We start from the raw sequence: 25,921 nt of genomic DNA, 5'->3' as shown, positions 1-25,921 counted from the left end.
GCTATTCGTTGACCGTCGTCACGACGCTGTTGACCGGCCGTGCGCTCACCGTCGGCAGCTTGGCGTCCTTGGCCAGCTCTTCCTCATATTTCGGCAGCACCTGCACCGGGGATTTGGCGCGCATTGCGACGACCTTGTAGCCGCCGGCCTTCAGCCGGCTCAACAATTCGGGCAGGGCTTCGGCGGTGTGCTTCTGGAAGTCGTGCATCAGGATGATGCCCTTGCCGAGCTTGTCGACCTTCTTCATCACGGTGTCGATCACCGTCTGCGGCTTGCTCGCCTTGAAGTCGAACGAGTCGAGGTCGCAGGAGAAGATGGCGACGTTGCGGGTGCCGAGATAGGTCACCATTTCCGGCGGATGCTGCAGCGCCGGGAAGCGGAAGAACGGTGAAGGCGAGACGCCGAGCGCCCATTTGACCGCGGCGAAGCCCTTCTCGATCTCGTCCTTGCGCTGGTCTTCAGTCAGCTTCTTGTTGTTCAGGTTGGCATGCGACCAGGTGTGCGCGCCGACGGTGTGGCCGGCGTTGTAAACCTGCTTGAGGATCTCGGGATGGTAGGTCGCGTGCTTGCCGATCGGGAAGAAGATGCCGGTGGTGCATTCGTCCGCCAGCGCCTTCAGCACGGCGGGCGTGTTGTTCGGCCACGGGCCGTCGTCGAAGGTGAGGACCACCTCGTGGTCGCGCAGGAAGTCGAGCTGCTTGAAATGCTCGAAGCCGAAGCCGGGTCCGCCTGTCGTGTCGATCTCGACCGTGCGGCCGACGCCGAGCGCGTTCGGATTGTTGCAAGCGGCGCGTGCTGGCTGCGGTGGCTGTGCGGGGGCAGCCGCAGGAACCGGCGCAGGCGCCGCCTGCGGAGTGGCCGCCTGCTGCGCGGGCGCCGGAGCGGCGTTCGCGCCTTTGGCGACGGGAGCACCTTTGACCGTTGGGGGAGTCTGCGACCAAACCGCGGTGGACGAGAGCAGCGAAACTGCGCCCGCCAAAATCAGACCTGCCGCAATGCGCATGGCTGTGTTCCCTAGAGCTATCGTGCGGGTGGAGGTATCCAAAGCCCGCTCGAACTGCCGCCCACCCCAACTAATAGTAGCCTAGATGGTCACACCCCGCCAATGCAACGGAGGCCGACTTCCTGCACAGGTAAATTGCAGGGGATCAGGCCGCCGCCAGCGCCCGGGCGATGGTGGTCTTGACCCTCGTGTCCTCCGGCGCAACCGACTCAGGGAAGACGTCGGCGATGTAGCCGTCGCGGCCGATCAGATATTTGTGAAAGTTCCAGCGCGGGACATCCTTCGGACGCGCCTCGGCAGCCCATCGGTAGAAGGGATGCGCATTGGGGCCTTTCACGACGGCCTTGGCCGCCATTGGGAAGGTGACGCCATATTGGTGATGCGCGGTCTCGGCGATTTCGGTGGCGCCGCCGGGCTCCTGGCTCCCGAAATCGTTGGAGGGGACGCCGATGATGACGAGGCCACGGTCGCGGAACTCCGTCCACAGCGCCTGCAGCCCCGCATATTGCGGGGTGAAGCCACAGAGCGAGGCGGTGTTGACGATCAGGAGCGGACGGCCAGCATGCTCGGCAAGCCGGATGTCACCGCCCTGCAGCGCCGGAAACGAGAAGGCGTAGGCGGTGACCCGGCTCATCGCCGGCTCTGCCTGCAAGGTCCGGGAGTACAAAGGTCCGGCCGATACCGCCACCGCACCCGCGACAAAAATCCTGCGGCTGATCATGGCCATTCCCCTTCAGCGTGAAGATTCGGCGAACAATAACCCGGCCGGGTGGAGCGGGGCTTTCAACAAGACGTTACGGCGGAGAGGCGAAGCCGTGCTTGCGGCGTCGATTTGCGTGTCATTCCGGGGCGCGCGAAGCGCGAGCCCGTTGTGGCCCAATGGATTCCGGGTCTGCGCCTTCGGCGCATCCCGGAATGACGGAGGAGAGAGCCTCAATCTATTGTGCTGGAGAAGGCCGGAGCTGGTCTGCGCTCCCAGCCAAGACGTTCAGCGCAGCGGGATGATGAAGTCCGTGCCTTCGCCGGTCTCGCCCTGGTTGATGCCCTGGTCGGAAACGATGATCGAGCCGCCCGTGGTCAGCGCCTCGTTGACGCGCGCCATCGCGTCCTGCGGGATGGTGATGCGGTCGAGCGCTTCTGCCGGGCTGCTCGCGAGCGGCTGCGGCTTGACCTCGGCGGGGGCCGTCGCGCCGCGGCGGCGCCGTCCCGGATAGGCATCTTCCTCGAGCCGCACCGCTGTGCGTGCAGTCGGCAACGAGACCACCGACCAGCGCAGAAGGTTGGGATCGCTCTTGTCGACCCGGGCGGTGAACACATGCGTGCCCAGCGGCCGGTCGCCAGGCGCGATCACCACGGGCACCTCGAACAGCGGCGCAAAATTCTGCCGAACGTAAAGCTTGGAATCCTTGCGGCTGATCAGGACGGCGATCTGGCCGGTCCGCTTCGGCTGATCGAGCTTTGCGGCGGCCGGCAAACGTGAACCATCCTTCTTGACGTCGGCAGCGGGCGCGTCGCCCGGCTTGGCGGGCTCGGCCGCTTGCTCGGATTCCTTGGGCTCGGTCGATTTGGCGGCGTCGACTTTCGGTGCATCCTGCTTGACCGCTTCGGCCGTTCTCGCGGCTTTCACACGTTCACCGGCAAGGGCTTCGGATTTCGAAGCTTCCGTGCTGGCAGTGATGTCGATCGGATTCTGCTCGCCGGCTGAGCTCGCTTCGCCGACCGCGCTGTTGTCCAGCCGCGTGGCCGGCATCGCACCGCTAGCGTCCGCAGTATGGGTCTGCTCGCGCAGCGATGTTTGCAACTCGGCATGACCCACGGTGGCGCGCAGCTCGATACCGGGTTCGTTGGCAGGCTTGAGCTCCGCGCCCTTGTCGCCCTTGACGCCAAGCGGAGCATCCACCTTCGGTTCTTCGGCAACGGGTTGCGGTGCCACCTTTTGCGTGGCGAGCAGCGGATGCGAGAAAGCAACGGGTGTGATCTCGCCGGGCGTGATGATGACGCGCGCGCCCATCTTGGTCCAATTCCACATCTTGATCGCGAATGACATCGGCATCCGGATGCAGCCGTGCGAAGCCGGATAGCCGGGCAGCACGCCGGCATGCATCGCGACACCCGACCAGGTGATCCGCTGCATGTAGGGCATCGGCGCGTTGCTATAGATGTTGGAGTGATGGAATTTGTGTTTCTGGATGACGCTGAAGATACCCATCGGGGTGGAGTGGCCCTTCATGCCGGTCGAGACCGGGCTCTCGGCAAACAGACCGTTGGCGTCAAAGACCCGCATCTTCTGGTCATGGATCGAGACCGTGATGATCAGCGGAGTCTGAGGCTTGATACCGGTTTCTTTCTCCGCGGCTGCGGCTTTTGCAGCGGGCTTGCGCGGCTTCTGCCGCCGCGGCTGAATCTGCGGCTCGGGCTGATAGTAGGTGGGATCATAGTCACGGTAGTAGTAGAGCGCGGCATCGGCCTGCGAGGCGGCGCCGAGCGTGCCTACCGTCGCCAGAAGCGCGATCTTCCAAGCCCGTTCACTTGCAGTATGCAATGTTGAAACCCGACGTCCGCTCACGCGCATAGTCCTTAAGATTCCCAGTCCGCTATTGGTTGGTTGTCGCAGAGGCGAAATACGTTCACCAGCGCAGGCACTTTAACCCTTCTGTGATCGTAGCGCTTTTCGTAGAAAGCGTAGCAAAAAAGCCTCACATTAGGTTAAACCGGCCCACGCGCCTCTCAATGCGCGCAGCCTTTCCTTTCAGCCTTTCCTTGCAGCCTTTTCGCCATACATAGGCCGCGCCAACAACGTAGCGGAGCCATCATGCACGCCAAAGCCATCACTTCTCCGCAACTGCCTTGGAAGAGGCTGGCTTTGACCACAGTTGTCCTGGCGCTGGGACTGGTGCAGGCGGCAGTCGCTGCCGACGAGCCCGACCTGATCTTCCGCCGCTCCACCGTGTTCAAATGGATTTCGCCCAACGACAAGCTCGCGACCTATGGCGTCGACGATCCCGAGGTCGAAGGTGTGGCCTGTCATTTCACGGTGCCGGAGAAGGGCGGCTTCAAGGGCTGGCTGGGAGTAGCGGAGGAAGTCTCCGACATTTCACTGGCTTGCCGGCAGATCGGCCCGATCCGATTCAAGGACAAGATGAGCCAGGGCGACGACATGTTCCGCCAGCGCCGGTCCCTGTTCTTCAAGAAGATGCAGATCGTCCGCGGGTGCGATGCCAAGCGCAACGTGCTCGTCTACATGGTCTATTCGGACAAGCTGATCGAAGGCTCGCCGAAGAACTCGACCTCTTCGGTGCCGATCATGCCGTGGGGCGCGGTCGACGCTGTCGTGCAGAAGTGCGGCGACTTCATCCAGTAGTGGAAGAAAAGGGCTAGAGCATTTTCGGTTCTGATTGAATCAGAACCGAAGCTCTAGCTTCTTGTTTTGACGCGTTTTCTTCACGCGAACCGGTGTCCACCCTCGGATCAAGTCCGAGGGCATGCTTCGCTCGAAAACGCTCTAGAACTGCCGTTTCTTCCAGTCGGACCCTCGCATGCTGGCCTGAAGGCGGGCTTGGGGATCGCGGCAGCCCACGAGGCGCACGAGCTTCTGCTGCGCGCATTCATTGTCACCCATGACGTGGATGTCCTGCTGCGACATCGCACCCGCCATCTGCTGCTGGCCGGGTTTGCGGGTCGCGGTTTCCTTGCCAACGTCGATGTTGCCATTGCCCACGACTGCGATCCTTCGTTGGATTGAGAGAAGTAGCTAACGCGCGACCATCAACAAAGGTTGCGAGTTGTGCGTCTGAGTCTGTGGAGCAAGCTGTTGGGTTCAGTTCGCTGCAGTGCTCCTAGCGGCCAAAGATTAAGAACTCGCGACGTTGTTGATCGGCACCCTGATAATCTAGCGCCAAACCGCGGTTGCGGGCGTTGATCTATGTCATTCGCGCGGTGATCATTTCTTCGCTGGTGGCGAGGCACGGCACGAGGGCGCTGGTGTACCAGAAATGCGGGTGCTGAAATCATTGCGTTTTCTGCCCCAATGTTTCGTCGCGCCGAGCCCACGAAACAATTCGGCAGTGGAATGAAACTATTTTGAGGTTTTCGCGCAGATGTCCGGAAACAGGGCGTGGTTATCAAACCGCCATACGATGGCGGGAACGCTGGAAGACCGGAGACAGCCAAATGCGGACGATCAGCTTCATCCTTGCCTTCGCCTTCGTCCTGGCTGGACCCTCAATGGCCGGGTCCTCCAACAGCGACCTTCCGGGGATCGGCAGCTTCTCTTATACGGGTTCGCCGATTGGAGGCGTCACGACTTAGGCTATCGTCGTTGCCGCCAACTGAGCTCCTTGTTTGAGCATGATCTTTTCGGGAAACCGGTTTCCACTTTTCCGGATCATGCTGTGAGAAGTCTGCAGGAAAGCCGACGGTAAATGAACTGCATGCTCTTGCGCACCTGTCTCGCCGTCATCGCGGCATCGATCATTTCTGCCAGTTCGGCGCAAGCGCAGGCGCCGACAGCGCATCAGACCCAGCCGGTGCAATTCCGCACCCTGTTCAAGGTGCTGCCCGACCCGCGCGGTGAATTCGTGCGCCAGTGCGCCCCCCACATGCTCGGCCGCTGGGCGCATCCGGAAGCCGTATGCGGCTGTCTGCACGATTATGCTGCCGCCACCGTCGAGGATCCCGATCTGCGCGAAGCCTTGCTGCGCGGGATCAGCGAGACCGGCGTGCCGACGATCGAGACCGACTGGGTGCCGCCGTCAAAGCAGTCCGAGATCGGCCCGACCTTCACCAAGATCGCGAAGCCGACGCTGCAGTGCATGTTCGATCCGGCGACGGAGTGAGCGGCGTTTCTCGATCATCCCACGAGGTCATCGCCCGGCCTTGACCGGCGATCCAGTATTCCGCGGCGCTTCTTGTGCGCACAACTGGCAATGTTGGTTACTATGCCCCGCCCGCGCGGGGCATGACGGACACCTCAGCGCTTCTTGGTGCCGAGGCGCGGGACGCATTTGCGCACGCGCGTCACGCCCTGGCTCGTCATCTGCGAGCCCGAGACTTCCTTGATCTGGCCCGCGGGGCATGATCCGTCGTCGACCATCACGCGCTGGCCCAGCCGCAAATCGATGATGTCCTGCTCGCGTCCCATTACCTGGGCCGACGCTGACAGCGGAGATGCGAGCCAGCCAAGCAGCACCATGCAACCGACGCGCAGAACTCTTTTCGAAATCATCAGCATCACTTGCCTTGGATCTTCAACCCGTCGGGGCCGACATTGATCTGGAAACCTTCGGGCTGCTTCTTGGCCTGGTAGAGCTGGTAGCTGAGCACGCCGATGACGGCGAGCAGCACACCGATGATCAGATACAGGACGTTGCGATTGCCGGGCATCCGGTATTTCCGCCGTACAGCTTTCATTTTCAGCTTAATGAGGCGCCGGCGATTCTCATAGAGCCGCGCGCGACGTTGACGTTTTGGCGACGCGGGCTCTCGGCTTACGGCTCTCGCGCAGCGCGGTGAGCGAGGCCTTCGCCAGTCGTTCGGCCGATGCTTTCAGTTGCGGAAGGCCGTGGCCGGCAAACCCCAGCACGAAGCCGGGCAGGGGACGCGCACGATGATAGGTCTCTGCGAGCAGCCAGCCGTCGACCCCGGCCGCGTTCCTGGCCTCTGACGCGACGAGCGGTTCGGTCGATGGATCGAACCGTGCCACCAGATGCAGACCCTGCGAGGGCACCGGCACCGACAGCTCGCCTTCGGAAGCCGCCGACAGCGTCGAGGCCAGCACGTCGCGGGCCTCGCGGTAGAGCCTGCGCACCTTCTTCAGGTTGGCGGCGAAGGCGCCGGAGTTGAGCATATCCGCGACGGCGCCTTCCATCAGCGTGGAGGGAAAGCGATCGAGCGCGGCGCGCGCTGCCGTCACCGGACCGATCAATTTTTCAGGCAGCGCGCAATAGCCGACGCGCAATCCGGGAAACAGTGTCTTGGCAAATGTGCCCATGTAGATGACGCGCCGCAGATGGTCGATGCCGGCGAGCGACAGCAGGGGAGCGCCGTCATACCGGAATTCGCTGTCGTAATCGTCCTCGAACACGAAGGCATCGGCGGCCTTGGCCCAGTCCAGCAGTTCCAGCCGGCGCGGCATCGACATCTGCACGCCGAGCGGAAACTCATGCGACGGCGTCACATAGGCCGCACGGGCCGCCGGCGCGCGGGCCCGGCCGTTCGCAACCACCATGCCCGATGCATCGACCGGAACGGAAACCGCGCGATAGCCGCAATGCTCGATGGTTCGGCGCGCGATCGGGTAGCCTGGATCCTCGCACCAGATCTGGTCGCGCGGCCTAAGGATCGCGCTGAGCACGATCCGCAGGCCGTGCAGCGTGCCGGACGTCAGCATGATCTGCTCGGGATCGCAGCGCAGGCCGCGCGCCGACAACAAATGGTCGGCGATTGCGGCGCGGAGCTCGCGGCTGCCCCTGGGATCGCCGTAGTGGAAATGCTCGGCGCTGAAGGCGCGCATCCTTCGGCCGACGAAGGCGCGGAAGCGCTGCAGGGCGCGGCTATCGATATGCGTGCAGCCAAGCGCCAGCGCGCCTTGCTGGGGCGCATCGATGGTGATCTTCGGCTTCGGTGCCTCGCGGGCTCGCGCAGGGATGCGAGCCGCGACGAACGTCCCCGAGCCCGTGGTCGCCACTGCGAACCCGTCCGCGATCAAACGCTCATACGCGGTGACGATCGCGTTGCGGCGAAAGCCGGTCTGCTTTGCGAGAGTGCGGGAGGGCGGTAGCGGCTCGCCGGGTTTGACGATGCCGCCGAGGATGGCGTGGCAAAGCGCCTGGTAGAGGCGCTGCTGGGCGGAAGCGCCTGGTGTGACATGCGGTCCGGAAAGGTCGAGCGGCAGCTCGGCCTTGCGCGGCGACGCAGAATTGGTCGAAATTTTTCGCATGGAATTGGCACTATCGCAGACCAAATCCGGCGCTACAACTGCTTCGAAACGTTCAAGATCCAGAAACAGGAGCTGCCGTGAGCGAAGGTGCTGCCGCCTCTTATCCGCTGTCACCACGAAACCAGGTGAAGCGCCGCCATGATCGCGGCTTCTATGATCATGAAACCGTGCACCGCATCCTCGATTCCTCGATGCTATGCCACGTTTCCTATGCGATCGACGGCCAGCCCTATTGCACGCCGACCTTCTTCTGGCGCGAAGGGACGAAGCTTTACTGGCACGGCAGCAGCGCGAGCCGGATGCTGAGGAACCAGTCCGCGGGCCAGAGGGTCTGTCTCACGGTTGCGCATCTCGACAGCCTGGTGCTGGCGCGCTGCGGCTTCAATCATTCGGCGGACTACCGCGCGGTGATGGCGTTCGGGTCAGCCTATCTGGTTACCGATCCGGACGAGAAACAGCGTGCGCTGGTCGCGATGGTCGACCGCTTCTTTCCCGATCGCACCGCGAGCCTGCGGCCGAGCAACACGCAGGAGATCAAGGCGACATCTTTCATCGCGATGGAGATCGAGGAGGCTTCCGCCAAGATCCGCGCCAAAGGCGTCGCCGATGACGACGAGGATTACGAACTGCCGATCTATGCCGAGCGCATCCCGGTGCGCACCGTGCTCGGCGCGCCGGAACCGTGCCCGCGGCTGCTTGACGGCGTGACGCGGCCGGCGTCGCTCGATGGCTATTCGGAAGGCCGGCTGCTCGATGAAGCACTACGAGATGCCTATTTTGTGCAGTACCCCGGCGGCTGAGATCACGCTATAGCGTTGCGGGCCAAGCGCCCACACGCTTGATGATCGAACCTGGAGTTGGAGCTGCTGCATGAGTGCCGATACGCAACAAAGGATCCTGGACGCCGTTGATGCCGGCTTCGCTGCGCAGCTTGCGACCACGAAGGAATTCGTTGCGATCCCATCGACGCGTGGCGCGGAAGGTCCGTGCCAGGACATGATCGGCGATCTCCTGCGCGCACGCGGCTACGAGGTCGACGACTGGCATATCAATGTTGACGATCTGAAGAACCTGCGCGGCTTCGGCCCGATCGAGCATGATTTCTCCAGGGCTCGTACGGTGGTCGGCACCTATCGGCCGCCCAGCAATGGCGGCAAATCGCTGATCCTGCAGGGGCACTGCGACGTGGTGCCGACCGGCCCGCTCGACATGTGGGAGACGCCGCCATTCTCGCCCACCATCAAGGATGGGCGCATGTATGGCCGCGGCGCCTGCGACATGAAGTCGGGCACGATCGGCGCCCTCTATGCGCTGGATGCGATCAAGGCGGCAGGCTTGCGCCCAACGGGGCGGATCCACTTCCAGTCCGTGATCGAGGAGGAGAGCACCGGCGTCGGTGCGCTCTCGACCCTGCAGCGCGGTTATCGCGCCGATGCCTGCCTCATCCCGGAGCCGACCGACGGCAAGATGATCCGCTCGCAGGTCGGCGTGATCTGGTTTCGGCTGAAGGTGCGCGGCTTCCCCGTGCATGTGTTCGAGGCCGGCGCCGGGTCGAATGCGATCATGGCGGCGTATCACTTGATCCACGCGCTGGAAAAGTTGGAGGCTGAATGGAACGAGCGCGCCAAGGCCGACCGGCACTTCAAGCACGTCGCGCATCCCATCAACTTCAATCCCGGCATCATCAAGGGCGGCGACTGGGCTTCCAGCGTGCCGGCCTGGTGCGATGTCGACTGCCGCATCGCGGTGCTGCCGGGCTGGTCGATTGCGGAGTGCCAGAAGGAGATTTTGGCCTGTGTCTCTGCGGCCGCGCGTGACCATCGCTTCCTTTCCAACAATCCGCCAGAAGTGCAGTGGTCGGGCTTCCTGTCCGAGGGCTATGAGCTGACTGACGCGGCCGAGCCGGAAGCGGCGTTCGCGAAGGCGTTCGGCGCCGTCTATGGCGGCACGGTGGAAGACCGCGCCTTCACCGCGCTCACTGACACCCGCTTCTATGGATTGAACTACAACATCCCGAGCCTATGCTTCGGAGCCAGCGGCGCGGCGATGCACGGCTTCAACGAATATGTCGACCTGGAGTCGCTGCGCAAATCCACCAAGGCCACCGCACTGTTCATCGCGGAATGGTGCGGGGTGGAGAGGGTGTAGGGTGTAGAAGGGTGGGCAAAGCGAAGCGTGCCCACCTTCTCTTGCACCGACCGCGAACGGTGGGCACGCTGCGCTTTGCCCACGCTACGACACCGATGGCCACAGCGCCGCTACTATCGCATCCAATCCATCTGTGAGCGCGGCTGGGCCCGGCTGCAAGATGATCGTCGACTTGATCTCGATGATGCGGTCGTTGCGCACGGCGGGGATGTCGTTCCAGCCGGGGCGGTTGCGGATACGATCGGGCACGACCTTCTTGCCGCACCAGGAGGCGAGGATCACGTCAGGCGCGGCGTCGCGCACAATCTCGGGCGCGATGATGCGATCTTTCGCCGCCTTCTGTAACCGCAAGCCTGGCAGTGCGTCTTCGCCGCCGGCGATCTCGATCAATTCCGATACCCAGCCGATGCCGCTGATCAGGGGATCGTCCCATTCCTCGAAATAGACTTTTGGTTTCGGCTGCGGACGCGGCGTCGCAGCGATGCTGGCGAGGCGCTGCTCAAAGCTCGTCGCAAGCTGGTCGGCGCGCTCGGCGGCGCCGACCATGGCGCCGAGCGTGCGGATCATCGCCATGATGCCGGCAATGTCGCGCTGGTTGAAGACGTGAACGTCGACGCCGGCCCGCACGAGATCGGCGACGATGTCAGCCTGGATGTCGGAGAAGGCGAGCACGAGGTCCGGCTCGAGCGCCAGGATTTTCGGGATGTCCGCCGAGATGAACGCCGCGACGCGCGGCTTCTCGCGCCGGACCTGCGGCGGCCGTACCGCATAGCCGGAGACGCTGACGATGCGATCCTGCTCGCCGAGCAAATACAGCGTCTCCACGGTCTCCTCGGTCAGGCAGACGATCCGGCGGGGAGGGAAGTGGCGCATCGGAAAATCTCTCTCATTGGCGCATCGTCACATCGGCCATTACCTCGGACGTCATTGCCTGATTTACCGGCTCCGTCCATTCTCCGCCGCTGCCGCGCGCACAACAAAACGGGAGGACGCATGACGCCGCTGGAAAAGATCCAATCGATGAAAATGCCGTTTGCGGAACTGAAGGGCGTCACGTTCACAGAGGCCGACAAGGACCGCGTGGTGGCGAGGATGCTGGTGCGGCCGGACCTCTGCACGCTGCATCACACCATTCACGGCGGCGCGGTGATGGCGTTTGCGGACTCGGTCGGGGCGGCCGCGACCGTGATCAATCTGCCCGAGGATGCCAAGGGGACCACCACGATCGAGAGCAAGACCAACTTCATCGGCGGCGCCAAGGAGGGGAGCACGGTGATCGCCATCGCCACGCCTGTGCATCGCGGCCGGCGCACGCAGGTCTGGCAGACTCGGCTGGAAACCGAGGACGGCAGACTGGTCGCCATCGTGACCCAGACCCAAATGGTACTATAGTGCGCTCGCCATCCCGAAATTCATCAAATCCAGGATGAAAGATCAAGTGAATCCAAATGCAACATTCGGTGAATCTAAGCACTTGAATTTCATGTTGCGACGCACAATATTGCGCGTCTAGGGATTCGACGCCTCCTCGAGGGCTACCACGAGGAGCTATGGAATGAACTACGATTCTACCGGTTCGGCGCCGGCCAAGGGCACTGTTCGGACGCTGAGCCAATCGGAATTGCCGCTTCTGCAGGACCATCTGCTGAGGCTGGACCGAACCAGCCGCTATGATCGCTTCCATGGCTTCATGGATGACAGCTTCATCAAGCGCTATGGCGAGAAGTGCGCCAATGACGGCACCGTCATCATCGCCTATTTCGAGGACGGCACGGTGCGCGGTGCGGCCGAATTGCATCGGCCGGACCAATCGCCTGATGGCGAGCCTGAGATCGCCTTTAGCGTGGAGCGCTCGGCGCGCCGCAATGGCGTCGGCAGCATCCTGTTCCGCAAGCTGATCGCAGAGGCGCGGGCGAGGGGCTATCGCTCGCTTCGGATCACCACCGGCGCGCAGAACCAGGCGATGCGTGCGCTCGCCAGCAAGTTTGGCGCGAAGCTGACCTTCCGCCACGGCGAATCCACCGGCAGCATCGATCTTGCGCGGCATGGCCAGCCGGAACTGGTCCCCGCGACGACCGTCGCGCCGCTGGAGGCCGCGCGCGCGATCGCCGATCTCAACCGCGCCTATTGGCAGATGGTGTTCAAGATGTACGGCTGGGGCCGCGCCGCCTGATCGGCGCGCGCAACTCGTGCGCCCCAACTCTGCGGGCAATTCGCTCAGGTGAACGAATCGCCAATCGCAGTTCAGGTGCCAGTGCGCTTGTCGTTGCCGAACCGCCGGACCACGCGCCGCTCGACCACGACCGCGCGCTGCGCGCCTTGCTCGCCCGTGATCACACGGGTCGCCGACCTCGCGGTGGTGCGCGCCGTCTTCTTCACCTCAGCCAGCACCTCCTCGTAAGGGAGGCCCATCAAGGCGGACGCGATCTCGGCCTGTTGCTCAAGGTCGTCGGTGATGCCGACGGCGGCGAAGATCGCTTCCTCCAGCGTCGGCGGATCGCGCCTCACGCGTCGGGGACCATATTTCGTTTGCCAGTCTTCGCTCATCGGGGCCTCGCTGGGAGCGGGATGACGGTTCCATCAGTCGTCATCCGCCCGCCGCTTCGTTTTGAGCATGATCTCCGCGCAAACGCTTCGTCTGTCGCGGTAGCTATTTTTCCGGATCATGCTTGGGCGGATACCTAGGCTGCATATTGTTGCATTGCAATATGAAACTGACATGGCAATCCAGCCATGCACGGTAGACTTTCTCCAGATCATGATCCGATTGGACAGAATCGGATCATGATCTGATCTCTTTGTTTGAGCATGACCTTTTCGGAAAACCGGTTTCCGCTTTTCCGGATCATGCTCTGTTTACCTCGCCTCATCGCGCGATCGTGACCGGTTATGCACCGCAATCGTGCGTCGCTACGCGGTCGTCATCCGGATCGAGGGCGCTGTTTCGATGGCCGCGGAATCAACCGGCGGCTGCGGCCAGCGTTTCAACGCGGCGCGGCCCGCTTCGGTCAGCACATAGATTCCACGCTCGGCGCGGTCGAACCAGCCGTAGACATTGTGCAGCAGGATCTTGCCGGCATCCGGAATATCCACCCGGAGCTCGCGCACGCGCCGTGGTCCACTGGCGAGCGCAGACGCGCAGGCGAGCGCCTGCTGGCGGTAGGCCGTCATGATCGGCGAGCGCGTGCTGCCGCCCATCACGGGATCGCCCTTGCGGCGATTGTGCTCGGCAACCAGGCGCGAGCGCTTCTTCGGATCACGGCGCGGCGCCGTGGTCGGCGGCTTCACCAGCACCTCGACCTCGCCGGCGCTGGTCACTCCCAGCATGCCGAAGCCGAGGCGGCGGCAGAGATTGCGGTAGCGCGCGTCGCTCTCGCGGCCTTTGCCGCGCGACGACAATTTGGCGGCGATCCAGATCTCGTCGCAGGCGCCGGCGCGACCGACCGCCTGCAGGATCAGTTCCAGGTTGAAGGTGAGCTTCAGCTCACCGACCACGACGACCGGCGGATCGTCGCCGCTGAGCGCCACGAGGTCGCAGCCGCCGATCTCGCCCTTCACCGTGAAGCCGAGCTTTTCGAGAAATCGTTTGACGGGCAGATAGAGCGAGGTTTCCACGCGCAAAACTCTCCAGTCGCGAAATGCCGCGACTCAGTTGCAGAAGTTTACCGCAAAGCGTTTGCCGGGACGGTGGCAAAACGGTTAGTCTTCGTGCGGGACGACTAGACCAAATGGCAATCGGTAAGCCTGCGCGAGCAAACGGTCCGCGCGGGGTATGGTGCATTTGTCGCGTGAGAAGCAGGCGCCAGGGTGCTGCAGGGACTATACAAATTCTCGTTCAGGACAGCGCGGGGCACTGGCTGCGGCGTGATGTTCGCAACCGCCTCCGGCAAGTTCTATGGCGGCAATTCCGGTTCGTCCTTCATCGGCAGCTACACGGAGGAAGGCGGCGTCATCTCATCCGAGGTGAAGATGACGCGCCACAATCACGATCCGAACTATGTGCCGATGTTCCCGGTCGACAACATCGTCATGACCTTCAAGGGCACGCACAAGGGCGACGAGGTTCATTTCGAAGGCGGGACCACTGCCTTACCCGGCGTCGTGTTCACGGCGATCCTGACCCCGATCAACGACAAGGATGCGCCTGCGCCGGGCAAAGTCGGACCCGACGGCATCGGCAATGGGCTCTATTCCATCCACATTCGCATGCTCGATGGGCTCGACGGCGGCAATACCGGCGTGATGATGCTGCATGACGGCCGCATCTGGGGCGGCGACGCCTATTTCGACTATATCGGTGCCTACACCGCCGCGAACGGCCGGTGGAAGGGCGAGATCGTCAACCGCGAGCATACGCCGAGCCTGGGAGAGCGACCGCTGTTCGGCCGCCACGAAGTCGGCATCGGCTTCTCCGGGACCTACGATTCCGAAGGTGCCGAAGCTGAAGCCACTGCGCTCGCTGGCAAGCGCAGCGTCCGCTTCAAGGCGGTGCTGAAGAAGCTGGTGGAGGCGTGAGCGAGAGAGTCAAACGCGGCCATTCACCGGCAACAGCGCGCCGGTGACTGCGCTCGCTGCGTCGCTGGCGAGGAACAGGATGACGTCGGCGAGTTCCTTTGGCGCCACCCATTTTGAGAAATCCGCCCTCGGCATGCTGGCGCGGTTTGCTGCGGTGTCGATGATCGAAGGCAACACGGCGTTGACCGTGATCTTGCCTTTGTGCTCGGCGGCGAGCGCTTCGGTCAGGCGGTGCACGCCGGATTTGGAAGCTGCATAGGCGCCCATGCCGGCGCCTGCCTGCAGTGCACCGAGCGCGCCGATATTGATGATACGCGCGGCGCTGGACGCAAGAAGATGCGGGATCGCCGCGCGCGAGGCGTTGAGCGCGGTCGTGACATTGAGCGCATACATCCGCTGCCAGGTTGCGGGATCGCCGTCTGCGACCGTCTCGAAGGCAAAGCCGCCGGCGATGTTGATCAGCGCATCGAGCCGGCCGAAATGCGCCGCCGCCGTGTCGATCGCCTTTTTTGCCTGGGCTGCGTCGGTCAGATCAACGCCGCCGAACTCGATCCGGCCCGACGTCGGCGAAAGCGATGACGGCGCGTGATCAATGCCGGACACGCGTGCGCCGCGCGCCAGGGCTTCCTCAGCGACCACCTTGCCGAGCGCACCGGACGCGCCGGTGATGACGATAACTTTTCCGTTCATGAGACAGCTCCGCACTACCCGGGCAGGACAGACTAAACTCAGCAGAAATTCATTTGCAATGCCGGCAAAATCCTCGCGAAATAGGCCCTCAACGTTAAATAGTATTCAATTTGTGAGGCCCGAAATGATTGACAATTTTGCAGATGCCGAATTGCCTGATCAGTTGATCGCCTTCAAATATCCGCTGACACGCCCGGCCGAGGCGCTTCGGCACGGCGGGCCGCTCAAGATCGTGGCGATGGGATCATCGTCGACCGCTGGCCGGGAAGATGTCTTGCCTTATCCATACTGGCTGGAAATGTATCTGAGGCGTGCCTGCGATAATCCAAGGATCGATGTGCTCAACAGGGGGGTAGGCGGTCAAGAGGCGATCGAAGAACTGGATCGCTTCGATTCGGACATTTTCGCCGAAGCGCCGGCACCGTCACTGGTGATCTGGCAGGTCGGCACCAACGCCGTCTTCCACAAGGAGAAGTACAACGTCGACGACGTCGCGGAGAAAATTGCCGTCGGCGTAGACCGGCTTCGTGCCCATGCAGGCCAGATGGACGTGCTACTGATCGATCCGCAACATGTCCCGGCGATGCTGATCGACGATAAGGCCGAGCTTTCCGAGCGCATGGTCTCGCTGATCGCCGCAGTGGCAGAGCGGGCGGGAGTCAATGTGTTTCGCCGCTGGGCGCTGATGCAGCATTGGCACGCGCAGAACAATATCGGTTTCGATCGTATGGTCGACCCGACCGATCCTGATCGATTGCATCAGAGCAACGGCAGCACGCTCCGGATGTCTAGGGGCCTTAACGATGCTATCCGGAAAGCTGCTGCCGTAGCGTAGCCATGCACGTAAGACTACGGCCTTGCCCTTGATTGGTAAAATTTGCCGGACTTCCGTAAGTCGATTGCAGAATCCGTTCGCTAGAAGCGAGGTCTCATCATGGCAGGGGATCAGACCATGGGAAACTTACCCGATCACGGTTTACCGCTCGTTCAGCTTAAGGAGCAGCGGCGGGACTTGGTCGTCGCGCTGCAGAATCGCACCGGTCCGGTCAGCGGCTGGGAGTTGATGCAGATCGCGGCCGTGCAGCAGGCGATCTCGGCTTTCGAGGAAGTCATTGCCGACCTCGACGCCGAGCTGGAAGCGGCTGCTTAAGTTCTCTCGAGATAGAGCGCGGCGAGCTGCTTGCGCTCGCTCTCTCCGACACCAAGGCCGTCGCGGATATAATTGTCGAGGCCACCATAGCCGGCGCTGATGGCCTCGAACGACGTGGCCAGGAACGCCGCCCGCACCGTGCCGATCACCTGCAGGACAGTGTCCGGTAGATCGCTCGGCACGGAAGCATCGCGCCGATAGAAGCGGTTGGTCAGCAGATAATCTTCCGAGATCACCTCGTCGGGAACGCCGAGCGTATGCAGGATCAGCGCGCAGGCGAAGCCGGTGCGGTCCTTGCCGGCGCTGCAATGGATGACGAGCGGCGCGCGGTCCTCCAACAGATGCGCAAACAGCGTACGGAAGCGCGGCGTGTTCTCCTGCACATAGCTGCGGTAGGAATCGCGCATCACCTCGATGGCGTCGTTCTCGGTCGGCGGATTGCCGCTGGCGGCGATGGTGCGCAGCGCGGCGATCACCGTCGGTTCGACCGGCAGGGAATGCACGGTGATCTCGGCCACGCCGCAAAGCCCCTCGGCGCGCTCCTCGCGGCCACGGAAATCGAAGGCGCTGCGGACGCCGAGGCCGCGGACCACCGCGACATCGTCGTCGGTGAGGCGGCCGAGATGGTTGGAGCGAAAGATCTGGCGCCAACGGACGCTGCGGCCGTCGCGCGTAAGGTAGCCGCCGAGGTCACGGAAATTGCTCGCGCCGGCGAGATTGAAATGTCGGGCAGGGGAGTCTTGCATCGGGTGACTTGAGCAATCTTGTACGGCAAGCAGATGACCGGATAGGAGATGGTGCGCATCCCGCGCTCGTCTATACTCAAGGCAGCTCCGGGGGGCGAAGCATGAATCATCGGTTGGCAGCGATTTTCGCGGTGGTCTTGGTGGCGGGAACCCTCGCCGGCAGGTCGCAAGCCTCGGCCCAAAGCTCGTTCCAGAACTATCGCTGCGCCGACGGCACGCAGTTCATCGTCGGATTTTTCCAATACGACTCCCGCGCCCATCTGCAGCTCGACGGCAAGGCGGTAACGCTGTTGAAGCGGCTGACGCTATCAGGCGCGCGCTACTCCGGCAGTGGCGTTACGCTAAGGATCACGAAAGCCGGTCTTGCCACGCTCAAGCACGCCAAGCGCCGGGCCACGGCCTGCGAGCTGGCATGAAAAAGGGCCGAAACGCGCTCGTTCCGACCCTTTTCGACGCTACCGATCCCCGACATTCCCGTCGGGAGGCTATCCGATATTGACCCGGCATTAGTGGTCACGCGTTGGCTTGGATTCTTCGATCGCCGCTTGGTGGTACCAGCTACCGCTGCAATCGGCCTTGTTCACCTGTGAAGCGGCAATCTCGAGCGCCGACTTGGTCTCACCGTAGCGGCGCCCTGCGATGGACGCCCGGCCGCCAACCGGGAATTGGTAGATCTTGGCAGATCCCTGATTCAGACCCGTATTCATGTCATCCTCTCCTCTGATCGGAGCCGCGATCCTCCATGGTGCGCCCGACTCGTTCTCGTGTGGTTACTTGGATAGTTACTTGGACTTGCGATATCGGCCGTGCCCCGCCCGGATGCAAGTTGATCAAAAAATGTCACTCGATGATTATTCTCTAGGCATTTTTGGTTTTGCTTCGCGTGAGGCAACAAGCAGGTGACCAACGCTTGAGCCGGGCCGAGGGTTGCGGTCGCGCGGCGGCGTCTCCGAGCAATGCCGCGAAAGCCTGCCAAGGCTTTAATCGGACGGTGGGCGCCTAGAGGAAATTGCCGGAGAATCGGGCGCTGGCGGTACCCTGGGAGCGTCAATTGGCCGCTTCGTACGCATGCCAGCCGCGCTTCTATGTCGCAGCAAAAAAGAGCTAGCGCCGTCTGGACTTTTCCCCAGAGACCCGCTCCCGCATTGCAGCGATTGGCATTCAAATTGCTTGGTACATTCTTGGCCGATGGTGGCCGGGTACGCGTGGGGCAACCGAGTGGCTTTTCGGCCCCTCGCGTTTTGCATCATCAACAGAGAGGCTCAATGACTAAGTACAAGCTCGAGTATATTTGGCTCGACGGGTATACGCCGACACCGAACTTGCGCGGCAAGACTCAGATCAAGGAATTCGCGTCGTTCCCGACGCTCGAGCAGCTTCCGCTCTGGGGCTTCGATGGCTCCTCCACCATGCAGGCTGAAGGCCACAGCTCCGATTGCGTGCTGAAGCCGGTCGCCGTCTATCCGGACGCTGCGCGCACCAACGGCGCGCTCGTGATGTGCGAAGTCATGATGCCCGATGGCGTCACCCCGCATCCGTCCAACAAGCGCGCCACCATTCTCGATGACGCCGGCGCCTGGTTCGGCTTCGAGCAGGAATATTTCTTCTACAAGGACGGCCGTCCGCTGGGCTTCCCCTCGAGCGGCTATCCCGCTCCGCAGGGCCCGTACTACACCGGCGTCGGCTACAAGAATGTCGGCGATGTTGCCCGCAAGATCGTGGAAGAGCATCTCGACCTCTGCCTTGCTGCCGGCATCAACCACGAAGGCATCAACGCCGAAGTGGCGAAAGGCCAGTGGGAATTCCAGATCTTCGGCAAGGGCTCCAAGACCGCCGCTGACCAGATGTGGATGGCGCGCTATCTGATGCTGCGCCTGACCGAGAGCTATGGCATCGACATCGAATTCCACTGCAAGCCGCTCGGCGACACGGACTGGAACGGTTCCGGCATGCACGCCAACTTCTCGACCCAGTACATGCGCGAAGTCGGCGGCAAGGAGTACTTCGAGGCGCTGATGGAAGCCTTCAAGGCCAACCGCGCTGACCACATCGCGGTCTACGGCCCTGATAACCATATGCGCCTGACCGGCAAGCACGAGACGGCCTCGATCGATACCTTCTCTTACGGCGTGGCCGACCGCGGCGCTTCGATCCGCGTTCCGCACTCCTTCGTCAACAACGGCTACAAGGGTTATCTGGAAGATCGCCGTCCGAACTCCCAAGGCGACCCCTACCAGATCGCTTCGCAGATCCTGAAGACCGTCTCTCAAGTCCCGACCGGCAAGAAGGCCGCGGCCTAAGACGCTCCCGGCCCGGGCTGGGGGCGCCCGGGGCCGCAATCAAGTCCGCCAATGCCGTTCGGCTTTGGCGGACTTTTGCATTTTAACGGCATTGGACTGGTTGCGCTTCCGAACCGTCGACACGCTTTGTTTAGCGCAAAGCCGGTATCGACCTTGCCGAAAGCGCGCTACACTTGGCTCGGATGCGCGCGGGCCGGGGGCCGAAGTGGGTTTCGGAGGCTTCTACAAGGTCAGATTTCAGCTCAATGATGCGGTCGGCCGCAGCGTCATGCACGCGCATGACGGCAAGATGCTCGGCGGCAATTCGGCCTTCGCCCATATCGGCACCTATGAGGAAAGCGGCGACGATGTCTCGGTCGTGGTCAGGACCGTGCGCCACAATCCGGATCCCAACTATCCCGCCATGGCCGGCACCGATGATGCGACGCTGGTGGCGCGGGGCCGGCCCGATGGCGACACCTATCGTTTCGAGGGAGGGTTGCGCGAGGTGCCGGGCGTCCCGTTTCAGGCATTGTTGACGCCGATCGAGGAGCAGGAGGTCCCGATCGCCGGCGGTGTCGGCGAGGGCGGGATTGCCAACGGCCTTTATTCCATTCATCTCCGCCTGCTCGATGGGGTCTCAGGCGGCCTGACCGGCGTGATGCTGCTCAAGGATGGCCGCATCGTCGGCGGTGACGCGTTCTTCTATTATCTCGGTACTTACGTTTCGGAGAATGGCCGCTGGAAAGGCCAGATCCTCAACCAGGAGCACACACCGGCCAGGGGCGAGAATCCGATCTTCGGCGGCCACGAAGTCGGCATCGGCTTTTCCGGCACGTGTAATGAAGAGGGAGCGGTGCTGGAAGCAACCGCGCTCGCCGGCAAGCGCAGCCTGCGATTGACGGCGGTGCTGAAGCTGATGCGCCGACTGTAAGACGCGATGCCCGACACCATTCGCCTGCTCTCCACGTTGGCGCTGAAAGGCGCAGTTGCCGATCTTGCCGGACAGTACGCGGCCGCCGGCGGCGTGCGGATCGACGCCGATTTCGCGCCGACGCTCGCGCTGCTCGACCGGATCAGGCGCGGCGAGGGCGCCGACATCCTCATCCTGACGCAAGAGGGGCTCGCCGAGCTCGCGCGGGAAGGAAGCGTCGCCGCGGCGAGCTGCGTCGATCTCGCGCGCTCTTATGTCGGCATCGCCGTGAAGGAGGGAGCCTTGCATCCCGACATTGCCAGCGAGGCGGGGTTGCGCGCGACGCTGCTGGCTGCGCGCTCGGTGGCGTATTCGCGGATCGGCGCCAGCGGGATTTTCTTCGCGCGACTGATCGAGCGCCTGGGCATCGCGGCCGAGATCAACGCGCGCGCGACCATTATCCCGTCGGGCTTCACCGCGGAACGGCTCGTCACTGATGAGGCCGATCTCGCCGTGCAGCAGATCAGCGAATTGAAGCAGGTTGCCGGCATCGAGGTCGTCGGACCAATTCCGCGCGAGTTGCAGACGCCGGCGGTGTTCTCCGCCGGCCGCATGACAGCTTCGGAGAAGGCGGAGCAGGCCGGCCGGCTGCTGCGCTATCTCGCTTCCGACGAGGTCGCGCCGGTGCTGCGCGAGTCGGGGCTTGAGCCTTGAATTTGCCGGCCGTTGGACGCAACTTGCCAGCCATGATCAAGCGAATTCATGCAGCCGCACTTCTCGCCGTCACAGTGCTCGCGGCGCCAGGCCATGCCCATGCGCAATCGGCCGACCTCGTGCTGTGCGACCGCCTCGCGGCCGATCCCTCCGATCCCGACAAGCCCGCCGACGTCAAGGGCGCGCCGGAGGTCGCCTCGGCCGACATTGCGACCGCGATCAAATACTGTGCGGTTGCTGCGAAATCCTCGCGCCGGGCGATGTATCAGCTCGGGCGTGCCTATGCAGCCAACCGGCAAACGGCGGAAGCGGTCGCGGCCTGGCGGAAGGCGGCAGACAAGGGCTCGACCTCGGCGATGGTCGAGCTCGGCGTGCTCTACGGGACCGGCGCGGGCGTCGCGAAGGACGAGGCGCAGGCACGCAAATTGTTTGAGCGCGCGGCGCAGGCTGGCAATCCGCGCGGCGTCACCAATCTGGCCGCGCTCGGCGGAGCCTCGGCGGCCGACCCGGCGCGCGCCCGCGAATTGCTCGCGAAGGCCGCCGAGACCAACCCCGAGGCGCAATATCAGCTCGGCCTGATGCTCTCGGAGGGCTCCGGCGGCGAGAAGGACGATGTCGCGGCACGCGCGCTGTTCGAGAAGGCGGCGGCGCAAAATCATCCCGCTGCGCTGGAGCGGATGGGCGCCTTCGCGCAATCCGGCCGCGGCGGTCCGAAGGATTCGGATGCCGCAAAAGCCTATTACGAGCGCGCCGCCGCGCTCGGCGACGAGGACGCCAAGAAGGCGCTGGAGCGGGCGCGATGTCCGATGACGATCAAGGACAAGCGCGGCAATGTCGTGACTAATCTCTGCTTCTAGCGCGATCAATGGTAACCCAGCCGTCATTGCGAGCAAAGCGAAGCAATCCATCTCTCGAAACTTGCGGAGACAATGGATTGCTTCGCTACGCTCGCAATGACGGCTGTTGTGTTGCTTGGTCGAATTCCCCAGGCGGCTTTGATCAGGCGCAAGACTCCCACGATTCTCCTCGCTAGGCTGCAAGCAAAACAATGTTCTGCGGTCGCAGCCGCGGGAAGAAATGGAGTTTGCGATGAAACGGCGTGCTCTCGTGATAGCTCTGCTTCTGTCTGCGGCGTCGACAACATTGGCGATCGCGCAGTCGGATCTGAAGCAGCCTTCTTCGAGCGACCGATATGTCCCACGGCTTGGCGACATCATGAGCGCTGCGCAACAGCAGCACCAGAAATTGTGGTTGGCCGCCACGGCCCAGAATTGGGAGCTTGCGGCTTATGAACTGCGCCAGCTCGAGTCCAGTCTTGCGGAGGCGGCCATGATGTATTCCGGCATCCCCGTCAGCAATGTCACCACGCTGAAGGATCCGTTGCAGTCGGTTTCCGACGCGATCGCGGCGAAGGATGGCCGCAAATTTGCGAAGGCTTATGCCAGTCTGACCGAAGGCTGCAACTCCTGTCACACATCGATGGGCCGAAGCTTCATCGCCATCCGTGTTCCCACCGGACCGCAGCCATTTGGCAATCAGCTCTTTCCGCCGCAGCGCAAGCCGTAATGGAACCGAGAGGGTGCGGCGTGGTTGATCGGGCAAAAGGAGACCCGACCATGATCCGCAAATTACGATCCGGCGAATACCGCCTCTATTCGCGGAAGGTCAATCCGAAGACCGGCAAACGTCGCAATCTCGGCACCTTCAAGTCTCGCGCCGCGGCCGAAAAGCACGAGCGCGACGTGCAGTATTTCAAGCGGCACTAGCAGGGCTCGTTTCGGAAGGAAAATCGCGCTGAAGCGGAGCGGGTGGCGGAACGTCTTTGCGCTGGCGGGCGAAATCGACTAAGAGCGCTCCGCACAGATGTCCCACCAGATAGCGCAATGATCCGTCTCGACAACGTCAGCAAGCAGGCCGGCCACCAAATCCTCTTCATCGAAGCTTCCGCAGCGCTCAACCGGGGTGAAAAGATCGGCCTCGTCGGGCCGAACGGCGCCGGCAAGTCGACGCTGTTCCGGATGATCGCAGGCCAGGATGTGCCCGACGAAGGGCAGGTGGCGGTCGATCGCGGCATCACGATCGGCTATTTCAGCCAGGATGTCGGCGAGATGTCCGGCCGCAGCGCGGTCGCCGAGGTGATGGACGGCGCAGGCCCCGTCAGCATCGTTGCGGCCGAGCTGAAGGAGCTCGAGGCTGCGATGGCCGATCCTGAACGCGCCGATGAGATGGACGACATCATCGCGCGCTATGGCGAGGTGCAGGGACGGTTCGAGGAGCTTGACGGCTACGCGCTCGAGGGGCGGGCGCGCGAGGCGCTGGCCGGCCTTGGCTTCAGCCAGGAGATGATGGACGGCGACGTCGGCTCGCTCTCGGGCGGCTGGAAGATGCGCGTGGCGCTGGCGCGCATTCTCTTGATGCGTCCGGATGTCATGCTGCTGGACGAGCCGAGCAACCATCTCGATCTCGAAAGCCTGATCTGGCTCGAGCAATTCCTGAAGGGCTACGAGGGCGCGCTGTTGATGACGTCGCACGACCGCGCGTTCATCAATCGCGTGATCGGCAAGGTGATCGAGATCGACGGCGGCGCGCTCACCACTTACTCCGGCGACTACGAGTTCTATGAGCAGCAGCGCGCGATGGCCGACAAGCAGCAGCAGGCTCAGTTCGAGCGTCAGCAGGCGATGCTGGCGAAGGAGATCAAGTTCATCGAGCGCTTCAAGGCGCGCGCTTCCCATGCGGCCCAGGTGCAAAGCCGCGTCAAGAAGCTCGACAAGATCGAGCGGGTCGAGCCTCCGAGACGCCGCCAGACCGTGGCGTTCGAATTCCTGCCGGCGCCGCGCTCCGGCGAAGACGTGGTCGCGCTGAAGAACGTCGACAAGGGCTATGGCAGCAAGCGAATCTATGAAGGACTGGACTTCATGATCCGCCGGCGCGAACGCTGGTGTGTGATGGGCGTCAACGGCGCCGGAAAGTCGACGTTGTTGAAACTGGTGGCCGGCTCGACTGAGCCGGACAACGGCACGGTCGTGCTCGGCGGCAGCGTCAAGATGGGTTATTTCGCGCAGCACGCGATGGATCTGCTCGACGGCGAACGCACGGTGTTTCAATCACTTGAAGACGCGTTCCCGCAGGCAGGGCAGGGCTCGCTCCGCGCGCTTGCCGGCTGCTTCGGCTTCTCCGGCGACGATGTCGAGAAGAGGTGCCGGGTGCTGTCGGGCGGCGAGAAGGCGCGGCTGGTGATGGCGAAGATGCTCTACGATCCCCCGAACTTCCTGGTGCTGGACGAGCCGACCAACCATCTCGATCTTGCGACCAAGGAGATGCTGATCAACGCGCTGTCGGAGTTTGAAGGCACGATGCTGTTCGTCTCGCACGACCGGCATTTTCTCGCCGCGCTTTCCAACCGCGTTCTGGAACTGACGCCGGACGGTATCCACCAATTTGGCGGGGGCTATACGGAGTACGTCGCCCGCACTGGCCAGGAAGCACCGGGGCTGCGGAGCTAGCTTTCGACTGCCTGGGGGACGGCGAGGGCGGGTCAACGGTTCAGGGCGACGTCCCTGAACGCCTCGACCAGCGGCCGCTCGAGCTTGCCCTTCATGCCCTGCAGGACTTCGTATGCCGCCGCCCGCGGCATCGCCTTTTTGTAGGTCCGCCGCTCGATCAATGCGGAGAAGATGTCGGAGATGGTCAGGATACGCACGATATCGGAGATGCTTTCGGCGCAAAGCCCGTCCGGATAGCCGCTGCCATCAAGAAACTCGTGATGGTGCCGTACGGCATCGAGGATTTCGGCCGAGATGCCGGGCGTTCCCTTCAGCACGGCATGGCCCGCGGCAGGATGGGTTTCGATCAGCGCACGTTCCTCGGCATCGAGCCTGCCGGGCTTGTCCAGGACGGCGAGCGGAATCCTTGCCTTGCCGAGGTCGTGAAACATTGCCCGCCCCATAAAGACGCTCGATATCGGCCTTCGCCATGCCAAGGCTGAGGCCGAAATCGACGGCGATGCCGGTGACCAATAAGCAGTGCTGGTAGGTGCCCTCATGGTGACGGCGAACTGTCGCGAGCCAGTCGGACAGCCCACGCTCGGCGATCGTCTCTGCGATCACGTTGCCGGCGTCCTTGGCCTCCGCGACATTGACCGCCCAGCCGCAGGTGACCGCCGAGAACATCGAGGCGAAGCTGGCCGCGCCGACCGATGCAGCCTCCCGCGTGCTCGAGGCGGGTTCGCTCGGAACGATCGATGTGGTCTCGCCCGGCGCGAGCTTTGCCAGCAACTGGGCCGGCTTGACCGGACTGAGCAACGCATGCGTCGCGCCAAGCGCGTAGGCCTGGACCACCGCCAGCCGGGTCCGCTGGTTGACGACGAAGATGCGCTTTGGGATTCGCGAGAACGTGCCTGACAGGGCTTTGAGCGCTGTGATGTTGTCGATGACGCGCAGGTCGGCGTTGACGACAACGGCCTCGATGTCATTGCCGCGAATGCTGGCAGCGCCAAGCAGGTCCCCTGTGACGGGATGCTTCGGCTCCAGCATGGCGAACAAGGACGAAAGCCCGGCCTGCGTATCGGCTACAACGTAAACAGACATCGAGATGGTATTGCCGGCATTGCTTCAGATGTTGTCGAAGGCGCGCTGCTCGGCCTGGGTGAGAAAATGATCGAGGTCACTGCAGAGACTGTGCGCGACATCCTCGTTGAGTTCGAATCGCAGCGTCTTTCCGGCCATGTCGATCTCGACGATTCCGCGCAGCGGCTCCGTGCAATTCGTGGTGACGGAGAAGGCTGCGATCTTGTGGACGGCCATCGGTCGTTCCTCCCTGGGAAA

Annotated in this window: 31 protein-coding genes and 1 pseudogene; 17 read left to right on the top strand and 15 right to left on the bottom strand. The window is 63.0% G+C overall.

The genetic code is table 11. From position 1 onward, the window contains the following. Position 1 precedes the first annotated feature (1 nt). The 3 genes from ACZXDY_RS14560 to ACZXDY_RS14550 form a co-directional block, all read right to left on the bottom strand. Positions 2–1,003, bottom strand: a complete 1,002-nt coding sequence (locus ACZXDY_RS14560) for a polysaccharide deacetylase family protein (protein ID WP_464345966.1) — start codon at positions 1,001–1,003, stop codon at positions 2–4. Positions 1,004–1,148: 145 nt separating this feature from the next. Beyond that, entirely contained in the window at positions 1,149–1,724 is a 576-nt protein-coding gene (locus ACZXDY_RS14555; protein WP_464345965.1) for a glutathione peroxidase, read from the bottom strand. 267 nt (positions 1,725–1,991) lie between these two features. Beyond that, the gene (locus tag ACZXDY_RS14550) at positions 1,992–3,575 is read right to left on the bottom strand and encodes a L,D-transpeptidase (RefSeq protein ID WP_464345964.1); all 1,584 of its coding nucleotides are present in this window, start codon (positions 3,573–3,575) and stop codon (positions 1,992–1,994) included. A 240-nt stretch (positions 3,576–3,815) separates the two neighbouring features. Here ACZXDY_RS14550 and ACZXDY_RS14545 point away from each other — a divergent pair, with 240 nt between their 5' ends. Continuing rightward, the gene (locus ACZXDY_RS14545) at positions 3,816–4,364 is read left to right on the top strand and encodes a CreA family protein (protein ID WP_464345963.1); all 549 of its coding nucleotides are present in this window, start codon (positions 3,816–3,818) and stop codon (positions 4,362–4,364) included. A 141-nt stretch (positions 4,365–4,505) separates the two neighbouring features. Here the strand turns inward: ACZXDY_RS14545 and ACZXDY_RS14540 are convergent, their stop codons facing one another. Next, positions 4,506–4,721, bottom strand: coding sequence for a hypothetical protein (locus ACZXDY_RS14540; protein ID WP_455996605.1), 216 nt, complete (start codon positions 4,719–4,721; stop codon positions 4,506–4,508). A gap of 712 nt (positions 4,722–5,433) precedes the next feature. On the opposite strand from ACZXDY_RS14540, the gene ACZXDY_RS14535 reads away from it, so the two are divergent. Continuing rightward, complete coding sequence (locus tag ACZXDY_RS14535) at positions 5,434–5,838, top strand: hypothetical protein (RefSeq protein WP_028165871.1); 405 nt, start codon at positions 5,434–5,436, stop codon at positions 5,836–5,838. A 134-nt stretch (positions 5,839–5,972) separates the two neighbouring features. On the opposite strand, the gene ACZXDY_RS14530 is transcribed toward ACZXDY_RS14535, so the two are convergent. From ACZXDY_RS14530 to pdxR, 3 genes are read right to left on the bottom strand one after another with little or no spacing between them, the layout of a single operon-like run. Beyond that, the gene (locus tag ACZXDY_RS14530) at positions 5,973–6,227 is read right to left on the bottom strand and encodes a DUF6719 family protein (protein ID WP_464345962.1); all 255 of its coding nucleotides are present in this window, start codon (positions 6,225–6,227) and stop codon (positions 5,973–5,975) included. Between the two features lie 5 nt (positions 6,228–6,232). Then, positions 6,233–6,385 carry a hypothetical protein gene (locus ACZXDY_RS14525; protein ID WP_196237334.1) on the bottom strand — a complete coding sequence of 51 codons (153 nt, stop codon included), beginning with the start codon at positions 6,383–6,385 and terminating at the stop codon, positions 6,233–6,235. Between the two features lie 55 nt (positions 6,386–6,440). Beyond that, on the bottom strand, positions 6,441–7,940 hold the full coding sequence (pdxR, locus tag ACZXDY_RS14520; protein WP_464345961.1) for a MocR-like pyridoxine biosynthesis transcription factor PdxR: 1,500 nt from the start codon (positions 7,938–7,940) through the stop codon (positions 6,441–6,443). Between the two features lie 77 nt (positions 7,941–8,017). Here pdxR and ACZXDY_RS14515 point away from each other — a divergent pair, with 77 nt between their 5' ends. Beyond that, entirely contained in the window at positions 8,018–8,740 is a 723-nt protein-coding gene (locus ACZXDY_RS14515) for a pyridoxamine 5'-phosphate oxidase family protein (protein WP_464345960.1), read from the top strand. A gap of 70 nt (positions 8,741–8,810) precedes the next feature. Next, on the top strand, positions 8,811–10,088 hold the full coding sequence (locus ACZXDY_RS14510) for an ArgE/DapE family deacylase (RefSeq protein WP_464345959.1): 1,278 nt from the start codon (positions 8,811–8,813) through the stop codon (positions 10,086–10,088). Positions 10,089–10,172: 84 nt separating this feature from the next. Here the strand turns inward: ACZXDY_RS14510 and ACZXDY_RS14505 are convergent, their stop codons facing one another. Further along, positions 10,173–10,961: a cobalamin-binding protein gene (locus ACZXDY_RS14505; protein WP_464345958.1), complete on the bottom strand. Its 789-nt coding sequence runs from the start codon at positions 10,959–10,961 to the stop codon at positions 10,173–10,175. 120 nt (positions 10,962–11,081) lie between these two features. Between ACZXDY_RS14505 and ACZXDY_RS14500 the strand changes: the two genes are divergently transcribed. Both ACZXDY_RS14500 and ACZXDY_RS14495 read left to right on the top strand, forming a co-directional pair. Next, positions 11,082–11,480: a PaaI family thioesterase gene (locus ACZXDY_RS14500; protein ID WP_464345957.1), complete on the top strand. Its 399-nt coding sequence runs from the start codon at positions 11,082–11,084 to the stop codon at positions 11,478–11,480. 163 nt (positions 11,481–11,643) lie between these two features. Beyond that, the gene (locus ACZXDY_RS14495; protein WP_464345956.1) at positions 11,644–12,261 is read left to right on the top strand and encodes an N-acetyltransferase family protein; all 618 of its coding nucleotides are present in this window, start codon (positions 11,644–11,646) and stop codon (positions 12,259–12,261) included. A gap of 71 nt (positions 12,262–12,332) precedes the next feature. On the opposite strand, the gene ACZXDY_RS14490 is transcribed toward ACZXDY_RS14495, so the two are convergent. Together ACZXDY_RS14490 and ACZXDY_RS14485 are read right to left on the bottom strand one after the other, a co-directional pair. Further along, positions 12,333–12,635, bottom strand: a complete 303-nt coding sequence (locus ACZXDY_RS14490; protein WP_028165863.1) for a hypothetical protein — start codon at positions 12,633–12,635, stop codon at positions 12,333–12,335. Between the two features lie 363 nt (positions 12,636–12,998). After that, positions 12,999–13,703, bottom strand: a complete 705-nt coding sequence (locus ACZXDY_RS14485; protein ID WP_464345955.1) for a DUF2161 domain-containing phosphodiesterase — start codon at positions 13,701–13,703, stop codon at positions 12,999–13,001. Positions 13,704–13,895: 192 nt separating this feature from the next. On the opposite strand from ACZXDY_RS14485, the gene ACZXDY_RS14480 reads away from it, so the two are divergent. Further along, positions 13,896–14,603 carry a GrlR family regulatory protein gene (locus ACZXDY_RS14480; RefSeq protein WP_464345954.1) on the top strand — a complete coding sequence of 236 codons (708 nt, stop codon included), beginning with the start codon at positions 13,896–13,898 and terminating at the stop codon, positions 14,601–14,603. Positions 14,604–14,612: 9 nt separating this feature from the next. Here the strand turns inward: ACZXDY_RS14480 and fabG are convergent, their stop codons facing one another. Further along, positions 14,613–15,293, bottom strand: a complete 681-nt coding sequence (gene fabG, locus ACZXDY_RS14475; RefSeq protein ID WP_464345953.1) for a 3-oxoacyl-ACP reductase FabG — start codon at positions 15,291–15,293, stop codon at positions 14,613–14,615. Between the two features lie 58 nt (positions 15,294–15,351). Here fabG and ACZXDY_RS14470 point away from each other — a divergent pair, with 58 nt between their 5' ends. Together ACZXDY_RS14470 and ACZXDY_RS14465 are read left to right on the top strand one after the other, a co-directional pair. Next, positions 15,352–16,128, top strand: coding sequence for an SGNH/GDSL hydrolase family protein (locus ACZXDY_RS14470; RefSeq protein ID WP_464345952.1), 777 nt, complete (start codon positions 15,352–15,354; stop codon positions 16,126–16,128). 99 nt (positions 16,129–16,227) lie between these two features. Further along, the gene (locus ACZXDY_RS14465) at positions 16,228–16,443 is read left to right on the top strand and encodes a hypothetical protein (RefSeq protein WP_028165858.1); all 216 of its coding nucleotides are present in this window, start codon (positions 16,228–16,230) and stop codon (positions 16,441–16,443) included. Here ACZXDY_RS14465 and ACZXDY_RS14460 read toward each other — a convergent pair. Next, entirely contained in the window at positions 16,440–17,189 is a 750-nt protein-coding gene (locus ACZXDY_RS14460) for a tyrosine-protein phosphatase (protein WP_464345951.1), read from the bottom strand. The genes ACZXDY_RS14465 and ACZXDY_RS14460 overlap by 4 nt on opposite strands. Positions 17,190–17,290: 101 nt before the next feature. Between ACZXDY_RS14460 and ACZXDY_RS14455 the strand changes: the two genes are divergently transcribed. Next, positions 17,291–17,605: an MliC family protein gene (locus tag ACZXDY_RS14455; RefSeq protein WP_028165856.1), complete on the top strand. Its 315-nt coding sequence runs from the start codon at positions 17,291–17,293 to the stop codon at positions 17,603–17,605. A 90-nt stretch (positions 17,606–17,695) separates the two neighbouring features. Here ACZXDY_RS14455 and ACZXDY_RS14450 read toward each other — a convergent pair whose 3' ends face one another. Next, entirely contained in the window at positions 17,696–17,896 is a 201-nt protein-coding gene (locus ACZXDY_RS14450; protein WP_028165855.1) for a DUF2735 domain-containing protein, read from the bottom strand. 558 nt (positions 17,897–18,454) lie between these two features. Here ACZXDY_RS14450 and ACZXDY_RS14445 point away from each other — a divergent pair. The 7 genes from ACZXDY_RS14445 (at position 18,455) to ACZXDY_RS14415 (ending at position 24,601) form a co-directional block, all read left to right on the top strand. Next, the gene (locus ACZXDY_RS14445; RefSeq protein ID WP_028165854.1) at positions 18,455–19,489 is read left to right on the top strand and encodes a glutamine synthetase beta-grasp domain-containing protein; all 1,035 of its coding nucleotides are present in this window, start codon (positions 18,455–18,457) and stop codon (positions 19,487–19,489) included. Positions 19,490–19,757: 268 nt separating this feature from the next. Then, entirely contained in the window at positions 19,758–20,402 is a 645-nt protein-coding gene (locus tag ACZXDY_RS14440; RefSeq protein ID WP_464346000.1) for a GrlR family regulatory protein, read from the top strand. Positions 20,403–20,408: 6 nt separating this feature from the next. After that, entirely contained in the window at positions 20,409–21,095 is a 687-nt protein-coding gene (locus ACZXDY_RS14435; RefSeq protein ID WP_464345950.1) for a substrate-binding domain-containing protein, read from the top strand. 32 nt (positions 21,096–21,127) lie between these two features. Further along, the gene (locus tag ACZXDY_RS14430) at positions 21,128–21,952 is read left to right on the top strand and encodes a tetratricopeptide repeat protein (protein ID WP_464345949.1); all 825 of its coding nucleotides are present in this window, start codon (positions 21,128–21,130) and stop codon (positions 21,950–21,952) included. A gap of 232 nt (positions 21,953–22,184) precedes the next feature. Continuing rightward, positions 22,185–22,661, top strand: a complete 477-nt coding sequence (locus tag ACZXDY_RS14425) for a hypothetical protein (protein WP_464345948.1) — start codon at positions 22,185–22,187, stop codon at positions 22,659–22,661. A gap of 50 nt (positions 22,662–22,711) precedes the next feature. Beyond that, complete coding sequence (locus ACZXDY_RS14420) at positions 22,712–22,861, top strand: hypothetical protein (protein ID WP_016843021.1); 150 nt, start codon at positions 22,712–22,714, stop codon at positions 22,859–22,861. 117 nt (positions 22,862–22,978) lie between these two features. Further along, positions 22,979–24,601 carry an ABC-F family ATP-binding cassette domain-containing protein gene (locus ACZXDY_RS14415; protein WP_456645221.1) on the top strand — a complete coding sequence of 541 codons (1,623 nt, stop codon included), beginning with the start codon at positions 22,979–22,981 and terminating at the stop codon, positions 24,599–24,601. A gap of 32 nt (positions 24,602–24,633) precedes the next feature. Here the strand turns inward: ACZXDY_RS14415 and ACZXDY_RS14410 are convergent. Together ACZXDY_RS14410 and ACZXDY_RS14405 are read right to left on the bottom strand one after the other, a co-directional pair. Continuing rightward, positions 24,634–25,684, bottom strand: a pseudogene (locus tag ACZXDY_RS14410) (HD-GYP domain-containing protein). Positions 25,685–25,708: 24 nt separating this feature from the next. After that, the gene (locus ACZXDY_RS14405; RefSeq protein WP_464345947.1) at positions 25,709–25,900 is read right to left on the bottom strand and encodes a hypothetical protein; all 192 of its coding nucleotides are present in this window, start codon (positions 25,898–25,900) and stop codon (positions 25,709–25,711) included. Positions 25,901–25,921 lie beyond the last annotated feature (21 nt).

This window comes from Bradyrhizobium sp. LeoB3, assembly GCF_055456055.1.
The sequence above is the reverse complement of the archived record's forward strand: the minus strand, read 5'-3'. Positions and strand labels throughout refer to the sequence as shown.